Source organism: Halomonas aestuarii (genome assembly GCF_001886615.1).
GTDB lineage: Bacteria > Pseudomonadota > Gammaproteobacteria > Pseudomonadales > Halomonadaceae > Halomonas > Halomonas aestuarii.
In genome coordinates this window covers 488,774-504,003 of the sequence record NZ_CP018139.1, presented here as the reverse complement: position 1 = coordinate 504,003, position 15,230 = coordinate 488,774, and the positions used below count along the sequence as shown (strand labels likewise).

Sequence of the window (15,230 nt, the reverse complement as noted above, 5' to 3'; positions counted from 1 at the left end):
GTGCTTATCTCGCAGCGGGTCGTCGATGAGCGATCAGAACACCGATTCGAAGGGCCCCATCTCGATCTGGACCGACTTGGTCTGGGTGTAGTGGGCCAGGGTCTCGATGCCGTTCTCGCGACCGACCCCGGACTGCTTGTAGCCGCCCACCGGCATCTCGGCGGGGGACTCGCCCCAGGTGTTGATCCAGCAGATACCCGCTTCCAGGCGCTGGATCACGCGGTGGGCGCGGTTGAGGCTCTCGGTGAAGACCCCGCCGGCCAGGCCGTACTCGGTGTCGTTGGCGCGACGGATCACCTCCTCCTCGTCGTCGAAGGCGAGGATCGACATCACCGGCCCGAAGATCTCTTCGCGCACGATGCGCATCTCGTCGGTGCAGTCGGTGAAGACGGTCGGGGCCGCCCAGGCGCCATTTGCCCAGTTGACACCGTCTGCGTCGCCCTGGTCCCAGGCGTCGCCCCCGGCCAGCACGCGGGCCCCTTCCTGCTTGCCCAGCGCGATGTAGGACAGCACCTTCTCCTGGTGCTCGAAGCTCACCAGCGGGCCGAAGTTGACGCTCGGGTCCAGCGGGTCACCGGCCCTGATGCGGGAGACGCGCTCCTGGATCCTGGCCTCGAAGGCCTCCTTGACGCTCGCGTGCACGAACACCCGGGTGCCGTTGGTGCAGATCTGCCCGCTGGAGTAGAAGTTGGCCATCATCGCGGCATCGGCGGCGCGATCCAGGTCGGCATCGGCGAAGACGATCAGCGGCGACTTGCCGCCGAGCTCCATGGTCACGTCCTTGAGCGTCGACCCGCCGGCCGCGGCCATGACCTTCTTGCCGGTAGGGGCCTCACCGGTGAAGGAGATCTTGTCGATCCCCTGGTGGGCGGTGAGCATCTGGCCAACGCGACCGTCGCCCTGGACCACGTTGAAGACGCCGTCCGGCAGGCCGGCCTCGGTGAAGATCTCGGCGAGCTTCATGGTGGTCAGCGGGGTGACCTCGCTGGGCTTGAAGACCACGGCGTTGCCGGCGGCCAGCGCCGGGGCGCTCTTCCAGCAGGCGATCTGGATCGGGTAGTTCCAGGCGCCGATCGAGCCGATCACGCCCAGCGGCTCACGGCGGGTGTAGACGAAGGAGTCCTCGCGCAGCGGGATCTGGCTGCCCTCCAGGGCCGAGGCCAGGCCGGCGTAGTACTCGAGCACGTCGGCGCCGGTGACCACGTCCACGGCCGCGGTCTCGCTGATCGGCTTGCCGGTGTTGCGGGTCTCGAGCTCGGCGATCTCGTCGTTGCGCTCCCGCAGCAGCGCGACGGCGCGCTGGAGGATGCGGCCGCGCTCCATGCCGGTCATGGCCGCCCAGGCCCGCTGGCCCTTGCGGGCCGCGTCCACGGCGGCATCCACGTCGGCCTCGGCGGCCTGGGGGACCTCGGCGAGCAGCGAGCCGTCGAAGGGGTTCACCACGGAGAAGGTCTCGCCCGAGGTGGCGGCCGTGTGACGGCCGTCGATGTAGAGGGTCTGGGTGTCTAGGGTTGCCATGGTGGCCTCCGTTCAGGCGGGGGAAAGGGTATCGTGGGTGTCGAGCAGGCGGTCCAGGTAGTCCCGGGCCAGGCGGCGCGCTTCGTTGCCGTCCAGGCCGCCGGGGGTCAGGGCACCGCGCAGCCACAGGCCATCGATCAGGGCGGCCAGTGCCCGGGCCGAGGCGCGCGCCTCGTGGCGGGGCATCAGCCGGCGGAACTGGTAGCAGATGTTGGAGTAGAGGCGCCGGTCGTTGACCTGCTGCAGGCGCGCGAGCTTCGGCTTGTGCATGCTGCTGGCCCAGAAGGCCAGCCAGGTCTTGGCCACCGGGCCGGTGACCTGGCTGCGGTCGAAGTTCCCGTCGATGATGGCGACGATATGGGCCCTGGGGCTCGAGGTGGTGAGCTCGGCGCGGCGCGCGGCCACCGCCTCGCCCAGGTCGCTCAGGATCTGGCGCATGGTGGCGTCCAGCAGGCCGTCCTTGCCGCCGAAGTAATGACTGATGATGCCGGCGGAGACGCCTGCGTGGCGGGCGATGCGCATCACCGTCGCATCGGCCAGGCCGACCTCGTCGATGGCCGCCATGGTCGCCTTGATCAGCTGATGGCGGCGGATGGGTTCCATTCCAACCTTTGGCACCGTTGCTGGCTCCTTTCCCGGGAATTGATCTTGTAACCGATCTTGCAACCAACGCATGAAGCATGGTTACCATGTGCACAGCTTGCCATTTCTTTATTGAACGTTCAATCAATGAAGCTCTGGCGGATTCCCCTGCCGGCCGGTGGCATTGCCATCGCGGCTATACTTTCATGTCCAACAAGAGGAACCCTCCCATGAACATGACCACCCTGAACCGTCGCATGGCCCTGGGCGTTGGCGCCGCCGCCCTCGGTTTCGCCGTCTCCCCGCTGCAGGCCGCCGAGCCGGAGAGCTGCGAGACCGTGCGCTTCGCCGAGGTCGGCTGGACCGATATCACGGCGACCACCGCGCTGACCTCCGAGGTGCTGGAGGCCATGGGCTACGAGCCCCGTATCGACACTGTCTCGGTGCCGATCGCCTACCAGGGCCTGAAGAACAATGACTTCGACGTCTTCCTGGGCAACTGGATGCCGTCCATGGCCTCGATCAGCGACCCCTACATCGAGGATGGCGACGTCGACCGTCTGGGGGCCAACCTGGAGGGGGCCAAGTACACCCTGGCCGTGCCGCAGTACGTCCACGATGCCGGCGTCACCTCGGTGGCCGACCTCGCCGACCACGCCGAGAAATTCGACAGCAAGGTCCACGGCATCGAGGCCGGCAACGACGGCAACCAGCTGATCCAGGACATGATCGACGACGATGCCTTCGGCCTCGGCGACTGGCAGCTGGTCGACTCCAGCGAGGCCGGCATGCTGGCCGAGCTGAGCGCCCGCACCCCCGATGAGAGCTGGATGGTGTTCCTCGGCTGGGAGCCGCATCCCATGAACACCAACTTCGACATCGCCTACCTGTCCGGCGCCGATGACTACTTCGGCCCGAACCTGGGCGGCGCCACCGTCTACACCAACACCCGCGGCGGCTACGCCGAGGAGTGCGGCAACGTCGGTACCCTGCTCGAGAACCTCGAGTTCACCCTCACCATGGAGAACCAGCTGATGGGTGAGATCATGGACCAGGGCGCTGATCCCCGGGATGCGGCCCGCGCCTACCTGCAGGCCAACCCCGCAGTGCTCGAGACCTGGCTCGAGGGCGTGAACACCCGCGAGGGCGAGCCCGCCCTGCCGGCGGTGAAGGCCGCGCTCGATATCGAGGGCTGAGTGCCTCGCGGGCTTGCCATGACCGGGGCCCGCGTGCATAATTCATCCCCGTTGCCCGGCCCCGGCCGGGCAACCTGTTGATAAGGCTACGTAGCTCAGCTGGTTAGAGCACATCACTCATAATGATGGGGTCCCCTGTTCGAATCAGGGCGTAGCCACCAGGACACGCGAAGACGCCCGTCAGGCCCCGGCCCGGCGGGCGTTTTTCGTGGCGCGTCCGGACGGCCCGAACGCAAGCAGAATGCCAATCGCGTCTTGACCTTGCGGGCCCGATCCGTATACTACGCCCCGTGTTCGAGGTCATTCCCCGATAGCTCAGTTGGTAGAGCAAATGACTGTTAATCATTGGGTCGCAGGTTCGAGTCCTGCTCGGGGAGCCAGCTTCGCCCATCGCGGCGAGGAGACGAACACAGTGCGGCATGCGGTCATTCCCCGATAGCTCAGTTGGTAGAGCAAATGACTGTTAATCATTGGGTCGCAGGTTCGAGTCCTGCTCGGGGAGCCAACCGCTCCTAGCTGCTTGCCGCATCACCTCCCGCGTCATCCTGCATCATTCCCCGATAGCTCAGTTGGTAGAGCAAGTGACTGTTAATCACTGGGTCACAGGTTCGAGTCCTGTTCGGGGAGCCAGTCCTGCCTGGCCGAATTCTTCTCTCTCTTGCTGCTACCGCTCTTGCTGTTAGCGCTGCCGTCACCCACGGCCTCCCTCGTGATACCGGGGAGTGGATCCGTTGCGCCGACGGGATGTCGCCGTGTGACCGACCCGCGCTGGCTGCCCGCGAGCCGACGCTGCGTCGCGTGTGCCGTGGCGGGAGAAGAGACCGTCCCGGAAGGCGAAGGGGCCTGACCAGGACCCGAAGGCAGAAAGAACAACGCCGGGCCCAGGGGCCCGGCGTGGTGGTTCATGGGGCGGGGGAGAGTGCCGGCTCAGTTGCGCTCCGCCTTCAGTTGAGTTCCGCGTAGTGCCAGCCGTCCGCGAGCTGGCGGTAGTCCAGCAGGATCTGGGCGGTTTCCAGGACCTGGGCGCGGTCGATCGGCTCTTCCTCGGGCTCGCCGCCCTCGGCATCGGCGTCGGCGTCTTCCTCGTCGCGGGCATCGGTCCAGTCCTCCAGGGGTTCCAGGCCCAGGGCGAGGCGCCGCTCGTTCTCGAGGGCGAGCTGCTCGGCCTCCTGGGCCTCCACCTCGCGCTGGCGCTGTTCACGGTTGAGGCTGACGCTGGTGTGCTGCTTGCGCAATTGGCTCGCCAGCTCGGAGCGCTGCTCCAGGTAGTGGAAGTTCGGTTGCTTCGCAGCCCGCTCGAGGTGGCGGGTGCGCAGCGTTTCCAGGTACTGGCGGGGCTCACCATAGGTGCGGTACTGCACCTCGCGGACGGTGTCCCACGGCAGGGCGTTGTCCAGGCTGCTCTCGCCGATGAGTTCGGGGTCGATCAGGCTCGGGAAGTTGATGTCCGGCTCCACGCCGCGATGCTGGGTGCTCTCGCCGGAGATGCGGTAGAACTTGGCGCGGGTCAGCTTGATCTCGCCGTGGCTGAGCTCGTTGAGGGTCTGCACCGTGCCCTTGCCGAAGGTGTCGCTGCCCACGACCAGGCCGCGGCCATAGTCCTGGATGGCGCCGGCGAAGATCTCCGAGGCCGAGGCCGAGAGGCGGTTGACCAGCACGGCCAGGGGGCCGTCGTAGAGGGCGCCGCTCTCCGTATCGCCATACAGGCTGATGCGGCCGCGGGCGTCCCGCACCTGGACGGTGGGGCCGCGGTCGATGAACAGGCCGATCAGCGAGTTGGCCTCCTGCAGGGCGCCGCCGCCGTTGTTGCGAAGGTCCAGCACGATGCCCTCGATGTCCTCGCCCTGGAGGCGCTCGATCTCGCGGGCCACGTCGCGGGTGGTGCTGCGGTAGTCCTCCTCGCCGGCCTGCCAGGCGTCGAAGTCCACGTAGAAGGTGGGCACCCCGATCACGCCGACACGGTGCGTGCCGTCCTCCCGTTCGATCTCGACCACCTCGCCATGGGCGGCCTGGTCCTCGAGGTCCACGGTGTCCCGGGTGATGTCGATCACCGTGGAGCGCGTCATGTCGACGGCCTGGGCGGGCACCACGTCGAGGCGCACCACCGACCCCTTGGGGCCGCGGATCAGGTCGACCACGTCGTCGAGGCGCATGCCCACCACGTTGACGATCTCCTCGTCCTCCTGGCCCACGCCGACGATGCGGTCGGCGGGCTGCAGGGCGCCGTCACGCTCGGCCGGACCGCCGGCCACCAGGCTCGAGACCTTGACGTACTCGCCGTCGGCCTGCAGCAGGGCGCCGATGCCCTCCAGCGAGAGCCGCATCTGGATGTCGAAGGACTCGCCCTGTCGCGGCGAGAGGTACTCGCTGTGCGGGTCGATGCTGCCGGTCACCGCGGCCATGAAGAGCCCGAAGACGTCTTCCTCGTTGGTCTGGCTCAGGCGCGAGAGCTGCCCCTCGTAGCGCTGGCGCAGGGTGGTTTCCACCTGCTCGGCGTCCTGGTCGCTGATGGTCAGGGTGAGGGCGGCGTTCTTGAGCCGCTTCATCCACAGCTCGTCCAGGGCCGCCTCGCTGCCGGCCCAGGGGGTGTCCTCCCGCTCCAGCTCGAGGCGCTTGTCGCTGTCGAAGGCGAAGTCGACGCCCTCGTCGAGCCGTGCCAGCAGCCACTCGAGGCGCTGCTCGGCGCGCTCGTGATAGCGCCGGTAGAGGGCGAAGGGGCGCGACAGATCGCCGTCGAGCAGCGCGTCGTCCATGCCTGTTTCCAGGTCGCGGAAGGCGGCCACGTCGCCGTCCAGCAGGTAGGCGCGCTGGCCGTCCAGGATGTCCAGCAGGCGCTCGAAGGCCCGTTGCGACCAGTCGTCGTCGAGGCTGATATCCGCATAGTGGCCATAGCGCAGTGACTCGGCCACTTCCACGGCCACCTGACGCTGGGCATCGCTCGGTTCGATGGTGGCCAGCGCCGGTGTGGTGACCAGCAGCAGGCCCAGGACCGCGGCACGCCCAAGGGTGACTAACAGGCTCATCGATGAAGCACTCCCCGATTCGTGTACACTCACTCTCACTCCAGACCCCGACCCGGCCGTCGAGTTGCATGGACCGACGGGTCATTGTATCAGCTTGACCGTGTCGTCAAGACCCCGAAACGCCCCGCGAAAGAGGAATTCCATGTCCGAGGATGCCCGACTCGAGCGTCTGCTCGACTTCCTGCGTCGATCCCCCACCCCCTGGCATGCCACGGCCAGCATGGCCCGACGGCTGGAGGCCGCCGGCTTCCGTCGCCTCGAGGAGACCGAGACCTGGCACCTGTCGCCCGGCGAGCGCGTCTACGTGACCCGCAACGACTCCTCGATCATTGCCCTCCAGCTGCCGCGCGAGCGGCTCTCGGCCCTGCGCCTGATCGGCGCCCATACCGACAGCCCGGGCCTGCGCCTCAAGCCCCATGCGGCCCAGTCCGCGGCGGGCTGGCTGCAGCTGGGCGTCGAGGTCTATGGCGGGGCGCTGCTGGCCCCCTGGTTCGACCGCGACCTGGGGCTGGCCGGGCGAGTGCACGTTCGCCACGCCGACGGGCGCATCGAGGGAGTGCTGCTCGACGTCGAGCGGCCGGTGGCGATCATCCCGAGCCTCGCCATCCACCTGGACCGCGAGGCCAACAACGGCCGCGCCATCAATGCCCAGACCCAGATGGCCCCGGTGTTCCTGCAGGGGGGCGGGCGCCCCGATCTCGAACGGCTGCTCAACCAGTGGCTCGAGGAGCAGCATGGATTGACGGAGGTGGAGGTCCTCGACTTCGAGCTCGCCTTCCGCGACATGCAGCCGCCGGCGCGGGTCGGCATCGAGGGCGAGCTGATCGCCAGTGCCCGGCTCGACAACCTGCTCTCCTGCTTCACCGGCCTGGAGGCATTGCTTGAGAGCGACGGCCGCCAGGGCGCGGTGCTGGTGGCCAACGACCACGAGGAGGTCGGCAGTGCCAGCGCCTGCGGCGCCCAGGGGCCCTTCCTCGGCGACGTGCTGCGGCGGGTGAATGCCCAGCTCGGCGAGGCGGGGGAGGAGGGCTTCATCCGCCTGGTCCAGGCCTCGCGGCTGATCTCCTGCGACAACGCCCACGCCCTGCATCCCAACTTCCAGGACAAGCACGATGCCGCCCACGGCCCGGTGCTTAACGGCGGGCCGGTGATCAAGGTCAACGCCAGCCAGCGCTATGCCACCAACAGCGCGACCGCGGCCCTGTTCCGGGACCTCTGCCGCGAAACCGAGGTACCGGTGCAGACCTTCGTGACCCGGGCCGACATGGGGTGCGGGAGCACCATCGGCCCGATCACCGCCACGGAGCTCGGCGTGCCGACCCTGGACGTGGGCGCCCCCCAGTGGGCCATGCACTCCATCCGCGAGACGGCCGGCGCCCGGGATGTGGAGTACCTGACCCGGGTGCTCACGGCCTTCGTCAATCGCGACGCGCTGCCCTGAGCGACGGCCGCGCCGCGTCCCGGCGGCGCGGCCTCCCGGGCCAGCACACGAAGAAGCCCGCCTGGCGAACCAGGCGGGCTTCTTTCGGGTATCTGGTGGCTACGCCCTGATTCGAACAGGGGACCCCATCATTATGAGTGATGTGCTCTAACCAGCTGAGCTACGTAGCCGAACAACGGGGGCGAAGTTTACGGACCTGCCTCGTCCCCGTCAAGCCTCGAGGGCCCTGGCAGGCGGCTCAGACGTTGAAGCGGAAGTGGATCACGTCGCCATCCTGGACGATGTACTCCTTGCCCTCCAGGCGCCACTTGCCGGCGTCCTTGGCTCCCTGCTCGCCGCCCAGCGTGACGAAGTCGTCATAGGCGATGACCTCGGCGCGGATGAAGCCCTTCTGGAAGTCGGTGTGGATCACCCCGGCCGCCTCGGGGGCGGTGGCCCCGACCTTGACCGTCCAGGCGCGGACCTCCTTCACCCCCGCGGTGAAGTAGGTCTGCAGGCCCAGCAGGGCGTAGCCGGCGCGGATCACCCGGTCGAGGCCGGGCTCTTCCATGCCCATCTCGTCGAGGAACATGGCGCGTTCCTCGTCGTCCAGCTCGGCGATCTCGGCCTCGATCTGATTGCACACCGGCACCACCACGGCGCCTTCCTCGGCGGCGATCTCGTTGACCACCTCGAGGTAGGGGTTGTCCCCGAAGCCGTCCTCGTTGACGTTGGCGATGTACATGGTGGGCTTGAGGGTCAGGAAGCCGAAGCTCTTGAGCTGGTGCTTCTCCTCCTCGTCGAGGCCGAAGCTTCGCAGCGGCAGGCCCTCGGCCAAGTGGGGCTGGATGCGCTCGAGGATCGCCTTGGTGGCGATGGCCTCCTTGTCGCCGCCCTTGGCCACGCGCACCAGGCGCTGGATGGCGCGCTCGACGGTGTCGAGGTCGGCAAGCGCCAGCTCCATGTTGATGATCTCGATGTCGGCGCGGGGGTCGACCTGGTTGGCTACGTGGATCACGTTGTCGTTATCGAAGCAGCGCACCACGTGGGCGATGGCCTGGGTCTCGCGGATGTTGGCCAGGAACTTGTTGCCCAGGCCCTCGCCCTTGGAGGCGCCCGCCACCAGGCCGGCGATGTCGACGAACTCCATGGTCGTGGGCAGCACCTTCTGCGGCTTGACGATCTCGGCCAGCCGGTCGAGCCGCGTGTCCGGCATCGGCACGATGCCGACGTTGGGCTCGATGGTGCAGAAGGGGAAGTTCTCGGCGTCGATGCCCGACTTGGTCAGGGCATTGAAGAGGGTGGACTTGCCGACGTTGGGCAGGCCGACGATACCGCAGTTGAAACCCATGGGATCTTCCTGGAAAGCGAGTTCGGGAATGGAGAATGGCCGGCATTCTACGCGAAAAGGACGGCGGGCCGTAAGCGGCTCGTGCGGATAGGCGGCGACGCCTGCCCCGAGCGACTCAGCCCTTGAAGCTGTGCAGCCGGTTCATGGCCTTCGCCCAGTCGCCCTCGACGGCCTGGGGCAGGGTGGCCAGGCACTCGTCGATGGCGGCATCGATGGCGGTGCGCTCCGCCTTGCCGGGGCGACCCAGCACGTAATGGGTCACCTGGCGAGCGTCGCCGGGGTGGCCGATACCGATGCGCAGGCGATGGAACGACCGGTCGTTGCCCAGGGCGCGGATGATGTCGCGCAGGCCGTTGTGGCCGCCGTGACCGCCGCCGGTCTTGTAGCGCGCCGTGCCCGGCGGCATGTCGAGCTCGTCGTGGGCTACCAGCAGCTCGTCGGGCGCGAGTTTGAAGAATTGGGTGAGGGCCGCCACGGCACCGCCGCTGCGGTTCATGAAGGTGGTGGGCTCGAGAAGGTGCAGCTCCTGACCGTCGAGCTTCACCCGCGCATGCAGGCCCAGGAACTTCTTGTCGGGGCGCAGCTCGCCGCCCGCCGCCCTCGCCACGGCCTGCACCAGCCAGGCACCGGCGTTGTGGCGGGTGGCCTCGTAGTCGGCCCCGGGGTTGCCCAGACCGATGATCGCTTTCAGCTGGCTCATGGCGATCTCCTCGCGTGCGGTGTGATGGCAAAAAAAATCAAGCGCCGAGGCGCTTGATTCCGGAAGACGAGGCGGGCATGCCGAGGGTTCGACATGCCCGCCGGCAACGGCCGATTACTCGGTGTCGCCCTCGTCCTCGCCCTTGGACTCCTCGTCCTTGGGCTCTTCGCCCTTGGCTTCCTCGCCGGCGGCCTCTTCGCCTTCTTCCTCTTCCTCGGCGCGGACCTTGGCCTTGGTGACGCTCAGCACGGCGTTGTCGTGGTCCTCACCGTGGGTCAGCGCGACCAGCGTCACGCCGGCCGGCACCGTGAGGTCGGACAGGTGCAGGGTGCTGCCCAGCTCGACATCGCTGATGTCGACTTCCAGGTACTCCGGCAGATCCTTCGGCAGGCAGCTGATCTCCACCTCGGAGGCGAGGAGGTGAAGCTCGCCGTCCTCGTCCTTGATGGCCTTGCTGGCGTCCTCGCCGATCACGTGCAACGGCACCCGCAGGGTGATCTCGTGGGTGGCGTCCACGCGCAGGAAGTCGGCGTGGGTGATCAGCGGCTTGAAGGGGTGGCGCTGCAGATCACGCACCACGACCTGCTGGGCCTTGCCGTCCACCTGCAGGTTGATGATGGAGGAGAAGAAAGCCTCGTCTTCCAGCGCCTTGTAGAAGCTGGTCTTGTCGACGGCGATCGGCTGCGGCGCCTGCTCACCACCATAGATGATGGCCGGCACCTGTTCGTTCGCACGACGCAGGCGGCGGCTCGCACCTTTCCCCAGGTCGTTTCGAACGCTGGCATTGAGTGTGTAATCGGACATGAAATTGCCTCTTTCTGGAAGTAAGGAAGACGCCGTGGCCCGCGACCAGACCACGACGCTTCCGGGAGCCCCGAAGGGCGCTGCTCCGGCGCCTCGTCCCCTATGCCATCCGCCGAGCGGGGCTCGACGGCGAGAGCATCAGTGGAACATGGCGCTGACGGATTCCTCGTTGCTGACCCGGCGGATCGCCTCGGCGATCAGCCCGGCCACGCTGAGCTGACGGATCGTCCCGCTGCGACGCGCGGTCTCGGACAGCGGGATGGTGTCGGTCACCACGACCTCGTCGAGGACCGAACCGGCGATGTTGTCCACGGCGGGGCCGGACAGGATCGGGTGGGTGGCGTAGGCCACCACGCGCCGGGCACCGCGCTCCTTCAAGGCCTCGCCGGCCTTGCAGAGGGTGCCGGCGGTATCGATCATATCGTCCACCACCACGCAGGTGCGGTTCTCGATCTCGCCGATGATATGCATCACCTGGGCCTGGTTGGCCGACGGGCGGCGCTTGTCGATGATCGCCAGGTCGGCATTGAGCTGCTTGGCGATGGCCCGGGCCCGGACCACGCCGCCGACGTCCGGCGAGACCACGACCAGGTCGTCGTAGTTCTGGCGCTCGATGTCGTCGAGCAGGATCGGCGAGCCGTAGACGTTGTCCACCGGCACGTCGAAGAAGCCCTGGATCTGGTCGGCGTGCAGGTCCATGGTCATGACCCGGTCGACACCGGCCTTGACCATCATGTCGGCGACGATCTTGGCGGAGATCGGCACGCGGGCGGAGCGCACGCGGCGATCCTGGCGGGCATAGCCGAAGTAGGGGACCACGGCGGTGATCCGGGTGGCGGAGGCGCGTCGTAGGGCGTCCACCATCAGGATCAGCTCCATCAGGTTGTCATTGGTCGGTGCACAGGTGGGCTGCAGGACGAAGACATCCTTGCCGCGCACGTTCTCGTTGATCTCGACCGCGACTTCGCCGTCGCTGAACTGTCCCACCGTGGCGTTGCCCTGGCGGGTATCCAGACTCTCGGCGACCTTTCGGGCGAGCTCGGGATTGGCATTCCCGGCGAAAACCATCAATTTTGACACGCGCAGCCACCTTTGCTGTGTTGGGTCTTCAGGGGTTGGGGTCGACGGTCCGTCGGGACGGAATGGCTGGGGCAGGAGGATTCGAACCTCCGCATGGCGATACCAAAAACCGCTGCCTTACCGCTTGGCTATGCCCCAGCAATCAGCTCCGCACCGGAATGACGAGGAAGCCTCGACGCCCCTGGGCGACGAGGGTCATCGACCCAGCGCAGCATGAAGAGGTGAGCGGTTCAGGCCGTGTGCCTTGAAGGCCTGCCAGCCCTTGGGAACCTCGGCCAGGAGACGGTCTGCCTGCGGCTCGGTCTCGAGCCGGGCGAAGACACAGGCGCCGGTGCCGGTCAGCATCGCCGGTGCTCGACGTGCCAGCCAGTCGAGTGCACGTGCCACCTCGGGATACTGTCTCCGGACGGTGGGCTCGCAGTCGTTGCGCCAGCTCCCCGCTCCCCCCTGCAGTGCGCGCGCCATGGTAATCGGGGGGGTATCGCGTGTCAATTCGGGCGCCCCGAACACCGCCGGGGTGGAGACCGTCACGCCGGGGTGGATCACCACGAACCAGGGGGTGTCGAGGGACACGGGCGTCAGGCGCTCACCGATGCCCTCGGCCCAGGCGGCATGACCGTGCACGAACACCGGGACGTCGGCCCCGAGGGCGAGGCCCAGGCGCGCCAGCGTTTCAAGGTCCAGGCCGAGTCCCCAGAGGGCGTCTAGGCCGAGCAGGGCGGTGGCGGCATCCGAGCTCCCGCCGCCAAGCCCCCCGCCCATGGGCAGCCGCTTGTCGAGGTGAATCTCGGCACCCCGCCGTCCGCCGGCCTCGGCCTGGAGAAGGCGGGCGGCCCGCATGACCAGGTTGTCCTCGTCATCGACGCCGTCGATGGCCGGCGTGAGGCGCAGCTCGCCGTCCTCGCGGCGGCGCAGGGTGAGGGTGTCGCCGATGTCGAGGAACTGGAACAGCGTCTGCAACTCGTGGTAGCCATCCGGCCGGCGGCCCGTGATGTGCAGCAGGCGATTCAGCTTGGCCGGGGCCGGCAGCACGAGCGTGTCGGCGGCCGGGTCGAGGTGGGGAATGGCGTCACTCATCGAGGGCGGGGCGCCACTCGGTGACCACCAGGGTGGCCCGCAGGGTGTCGTAGGTCATCACCATCTTGCGGGGGAGCCAGAGGCCCTCGACGCGCGTCCAGTCGCGGTAGGCGATGTCCCACCCGTCCTGTTCGAGGCGGCGGGGGAAGCCCAGGTCGTCGCGCTCCATTCGATGGGCGCTGCCCTCGGCGGGCAGGCCGCGGATCCACTCGGAGAGGGCGCTGACCGGCAGCGACCAGCCCAGTTGCTGTCCCATCAGGGCCTCCGGGGTCTCGGCCTCGAAGCGCCCCTCGGCGGTGGTGAGCGAGAAGCGTCCCTCGCGCCCCTCCAGGGTGCTGCGGCCGCTGCCGAAGGGGCCGCTGATGAGCAGGCGGTAATAGTAGGGGTGCTGGCTCCAGTCCAGGTTTGCGCTGGTGGAGTCCTCGGGGGTGCGCAGGCCGACCTTGCCGACCAGCATCCAGGTGTCGAGGTCGGCCAGACGCTGGCGCTGGGCCTCCCACTGCCCGGCCGCGCGCTCTCCCTCGGGGACGGGCGGCCGGCCGGCGCAGCCGGCCAGCAGGGTCAGGGCCAGCAGCAGGATCAGCAGTCGCGGGAGTCTCGTCATGTCAGCATCCGTTCGTCAGGGGGCCGCCGGCGCGCCCGCGCCATCCAGCTCGGGCCGGCGATTGAGCAGTTCGTCGATCAGTGGGCGCTCTTCGAAGCGCTGCCGGACCTCCTCGAGCAGGGACCGGGCCCTCTCTTCCTCGCCCAGCACCCAGAGCACCTCGATCAGGTGGGCGGCGATCTCCTGGTCGGGCATGGCCGACCAGGCGCGCTCTAGCCAGGGCAGGGCGCCGGCGGCGTCGCCCTGGCGATAGCGGACCCAGCCCAGGCTGTCGAGGATCGCCGGGTTGTCCGGCTCCAGTTCGTGGGCCCGCTCGATCAGCTCGCGCGCCTCGTCCAGTCGACCTTCGAGGTCGGCATCGGCGAGGGTATAGCCCAGGGCATTGAGGGCGTTGGCGTTGTCGGGGTCGTGCTCGATGATGTGGCGCAGGTCCGCTTCCATGGCCGCAAGGTCGTCGTCGGCGAAGGCGCGCATGGCGCGCTGGTAGCGTAGCTGCTCGTCATCCGGGCGACGCGACAGCTCGCTGTCGAGCAGGGCATTGGCCTGTTCGGGCAGGCCGGCCTCGTCCAGCAGCTCCACCTCCAGGGAGGCTAGGTCGCTCTCGTAGTCCTCGTGGCGCAGGCGCTCCAGGCGCAGGAAGGTCCGCGCGTCGAGCAGGCGGTCATCCTCGATGAGCATCCGGGCGGCACTCAGCCGCGCCGTAAGGAACTGCTCTCCCTCCGGCACCTGGCGGTAATAGAGGAGGGCGTTGTCGATCTCGCCCTCTTCCTCGGCGATGGCGCCCAGCAGCAGGAAGGCCAGCGGCGGGGTCTCGTCGTCGCCGACCAGCGGCAGCAGCAGGCGGCGTGCCGGGGCCAGGTGCTCTTGCTCGAGGAACAGCCGCGCCAGTCCCAGGCGCAGCGACGGATCGTCGCCGTGCTCCTCGAGCAGGTCCTGGACGGCGTCCTCGGCGGCCTCGACGCTGCCGAGGGCGAGTTCGGCCTGGGCCAGCAGCAGCATCAGGCGCGGGTCTCCCGGCGATACCTCCAGGCCCCGACGCGCGGCCGACCGCGCCGCCGCGGGGGTCTCGTGCTCCAGGGCGAGGCGGGCGCGTATCTGCCACAGCTCGGGAAGCTCGGGCGCCTCCCGCGCGAGTCGAGCCAGGCGCTGGTCGGCCGCGGCCGGCTGTCCGGCGGCGGCCTCCAGCAGGGCGGTGGCGAGTTCGGCCTCTTGGCGGGCCGGTGTCGGGGCCGCGTCAATGCTGGCCAGGTGCTCGCGGAGCCTGGCCAGCAGCGGGGCCGGATCGGCGCCGGCGTCCAGCGCGCCCTCCACGAGCCCGATCAGCTCCTCCGCGGCGCCCTGTTCGATCGCGGCCAGGCGATTGGCCAGGGCGGCGTTCCAGTCGCCTCGCTGGATGGCAAGGCTGGCGAGCAGGCGCGAGGGTGCCGCACTGCCGGGGTCCAGTTCCTGCCAGCGTCGTGCTGCCTCATCGAGCAGGTCGGGATCCTCGCTGAAGCGCGCGGCCAGGGTGGCGCGCTCGGCGAGGGCCACGGAGTCGTAGCGCTCGGCGGCCTCGAGGAAGCCACGGGTGGCCGGGACGTAGTCGCCGCGCTGGCCGGAAAGCTCGGCCTGCAGCAGGCCGGAGAGGCCGGCGGCATCCAGGCCCCGGGTCACCGGCGGTGCGCCGGCCATCGGGTCATCGGGGTCGTCGGCCGAGGAGGCGCCCGGCAGTCCCTGGCAGCCGGCGAGCAGCAGGGCCAGCGTCAGGGGAGCCAGGGGAGCGTGGCGAGAGAGTCGGAGGAGCGTTCCGCGGGGCATGCGCGTCTCATGCTGGTGGCCGAGCCGCCAGCATAACGGCTCGACCCGCCCGGGCAAAGCATGATCCCGGTCAGGGCA

At 68.6% G+C, this 15,230-nt stretch carries 12 protein-coding genes and 6 tRNA genes; 6 read left to right on the top strand and 12 right to left on the bottom strand.

Going from position 1 to position 15,230, the window contains the following annotated elements:
- Positions 1–33 precede the first annotated feature (33 nt).
- Together betB and betI are read right to left on the bottom strand one after the other, a co-directional pair.
- A complete protein-coding gene (gene betB, locus BOX17_RS02295) occupies positions 34–1,518 on the bottom strand; it encodes a betaine-aldehyde dehydrogenase (RefSeq protein WP_071941875.1) in 1,485 nt (494 codons plus the stop codon).
- A 12-nt stretch (positions 1,519–1,530) separates the two neighbouring features.
- Positions 1,531–2,136, bottom strand: a complete 606-nt coding sequence (betI, locus tag BOX17_RS02290; RefSeq protein ID WP_208858082.1) for a transcriptional regulator BetI — start codon at positions 2,134–2,136, stop codon at positions 1,531–1,533.
- Between the two features lie 194 nt (positions 2,137–2,330).
- On the opposite strand from betI, the gene BOX17_RS02285 reads away from it, so the two are divergent.
- The 5 genes from BOX17_RS02285 to BOX17_RS02265 all read left to right on the top strand — a co-directional run bounded on the left by BOX17_RS02285 (position 2,331) and on the right by BOX17_RS02265 (position 3,926).
- Complete coding sequence (locus BOX17_RS02285; protein ID WP_071941873.1) at positions 2,331–3,296, top strand: choline ABC transporter substrate-binding protein; 966 nt, start codon at positions 2,331–2,333, stop codon at positions 3,294–3,296.
- An 84-nt stretch (positions 3,297–3,380) separates the two neighbouring features.
- Positions 3,381–3,457 (top strand) — tRNA-Met (locus BOX17_RS02280).
- 143 nt (positions 3,458–3,600) lie between these two features.
- A tRNA-Asn gene (locus BOX17_RS02275) sits at positions 3,601–3,676 on the top strand.
- Positions 3,677–3,725: 49 nt separating this feature from the next.
- Positions 3,726–3,801, top strand: a tRNA-Asn gene (locus BOX17_RS02270).
- A 49-nt stretch (positions 3,802–3,850) separates the two neighbouring features.
- Positions 3,851–3,926, top strand: a tRNA-Asn gene (locus BOX17_RS02265).
- A gap of 314 nt (positions 3,927–4,240) precedes the next feature.
- On the opposite strand, the gene BOX17_RS02260 is transcribed toward BOX17_RS02265, so the two are convergent.
- Positions 4,241–6,319 (bottom strand): carboxy terminal-processing peptidase, encoded by a 2,079-nt coding sequence (locus BOX17_RS02260; protein WP_071941872.1) that lies wholly within the window; start codon positions 6,317–6,319, stop codon positions 4,241–4,243.
- Between the two features lie 142 nt (positions 6,320–6,461).
- Here BOX17_RS02260 and BOX17_RS02255 point away from each other — a divergent pair, with 142 nt between their 5' ends.
- Positions 6,462–7,760 carry a M18 family aminopeptidase gene (locus BOX17_RS02255; RefSeq protein WP_071941871.1) on the top strand — a complete coding sequence of 433 codons (1,299 nt, stop codon included), beginning with the start codon at positions 6,462–6,464 and terminating at the stop codon, positions 7,758–7,760.
- Positions 7,761–7,853: 93 nt separating this feature from the next.
- Here the strand turns inward: BOX17_RS02255 and BOX17_RS02250 are convergent.
- From BOX17_RS02250 to BOX17_RS02210, 9 genes are all read right to left on the bottom strand, one after another.
- Positions 7,854–7,930, bottom strand: a tRNA-Met gene (locus tag BOX17_RS02250).
- Between the two features lie 68 nt (positions 7,931–7,998).
- Entirely contained in the window at positions 7,999–9,090 is a 1,092-nt protein-coding gene (gene ychF / locus BOX17_RS02245; RefSeq protein WP_071941870.1) for a redox-regulated ATPase YchF, read from the bottom strand.
- A 115-nt stretch (positions 9,091–9,205) separates the two neighbouring features.
- The gene (pth, locus tag BOX17_RS02240) at positions 9,206–9,790 is read right to left on the bottom strand and encodes an aminoacyl-tRNA hydrolase (RefSeq protein WP_071941869.1); all 585 of its coding nucleotides are present in this window, start codon (positions 9,788–9,790) and stop codon (positions 9,206–9,208) included.
- 114 nt (positions 9,791–9,904) lie between these two features.
- Positions 9,905–10,594, bottom strand: a complete 690-nt coding sequence (locus BOX17_RS02235) for a 50S ribosomal protein L25/general stress protein Ctc (RefSeq protein ID WP_071941868.1) — start codon at positions 10,592–10,594, stop codon at positions 9,905–9,907.
- Between the two features lie 138 nt (positions 10,595–10,732).
- On the bottom strand, positions 10,733–11,674 hold the full coding sequence (locus BOX17_RS02230; RefSeq protein WP_208858081.1) for a ribose-phosphate pyrophosphokinase: 942 nt from the start codon (positions 11,672–11,674) through the stop codon (positions 10,733–10,735).
- A 63-nt stretch (positions 11,675–11,737) separates the two neighbouring features.
- Positions 11,738–11,812 (bottom strand) — tRNA-Gln (locus BOX17_RS02225).
- Between the two features lie 57 nt (positions 11,813–11,869).
- Positions 11,870–12,751: a 4-(cytidine 5'-diphospho)-2-C-methyl-D-erythritol kinase gene (gene ispE / locus BOX17_RS02220; RefSeq protein WP_071941866.1), complete on the bottom strand. Its 882-nt coding sequence runs from the start codon at positions 12,749–12,751 to the stop codon at positions 11,870–11,872.
- Positions 12,744–13,355: a lipoprotein insertase outer membrane protein LolB gene (lolB, locus tag BOX17_RS02215; protein ID WP_071941865.1), complete on the bottom strand. Its 612-nt coding sequence runs from the start codon at positions 13,353–13,355 to the stop codon at positions 12,744–12,746. The genes ispE and lolB overlap by 8 nt, the downstream gene beginning before the upstream one ends.
- A 15-nt stretch (positions 13,356–13,370) precedes the next feature.
- Positions 13,371–15,152: a tetratricopeptide repeat protein gene (locus BOX17_RS02210; protein ID WP_071941864.1), complete on the bottom strand. Its 1,782-nt coding sequence runs from the start codon at positions 15,150–15,152 to the stop codon at positions 13,371–13,373.
- Positions 15,153–15,230 lie beyond the last annotated feature (78 nt).

Excerpts from the sequence above, each read along its gene's own strand:
- betB (WP_071941875.1), bottom strand. The coding sequence starts at position 1,518 with ATGGCAACCCTAGACACCCAGACCCTCTACATCGACGGCCGTCACACG.
- BOX17_RS02285 (WP_071941873.1), top strand. The coding sequence starts at position 2,331 with ATGAACATGACCACCCTGAACCGTCGCATGGCCCTGGGCGTTGGCGCC.
- BOX17_RS02260 (WP_071941872.1), bottom strand. The coding sequence starts at position 6,319 with ATGAGCCTGTTAGTCACCCTTGGGCGTGCCGCGGTCCTGGGCCTGCTG.
- BOX17_RS02255 (WP_071941871.1), top strand. The coding sequence starts at position 6,462 with ATGTCCGAGGATGCCCGACTCGAGCGTCTGCTCGACTTCCTGCGTCGA.
- ychF (WP_071941870.1), bottom strand. The coding sequence starts at position 9,090 with ATGGGTTTCAACTGCGGTATCGTCGGCCTGCCCAACGTCGGCAAGTCC.
- pth (WP_071941869.1), bottom strand. The coding sequence starts at position 9,790 with ATGAGCCAGCTGAAAGCGATCATCGGTCTGGGCAACCCCGGGGCCGAC.
- BOX17_RS02235 (WP_071941868.1), bottom strand. The coding sequence starts at position 10,594 with ATGTCCGATTACACACTCAATGCCAGCGTTCGAAACGACCTGGGGAAA.
- ispE (WP_071941866.1), bottom strand. The coding sequence starts at position 12,751 with ATGAGTGACGCCATTCCCCACCTCGACCCGGCCGCCGACACGCTCGTG.
- lolB (WP_071941865.1), bottom strand. The coding sequence starts at position 13,355 with ATGACGAGACTCCCGCGACTGCTGATCCTGCTGCTGGCCCTGACCCTG.
- BOX17_RS02210 (WP_071941864.1), bottom strand. The coding sequence starts at position 15,152 with ATGCCCCGCGGAACGCTCCTCCGACTCTCTCGCCACGCTCCCCTGGCT.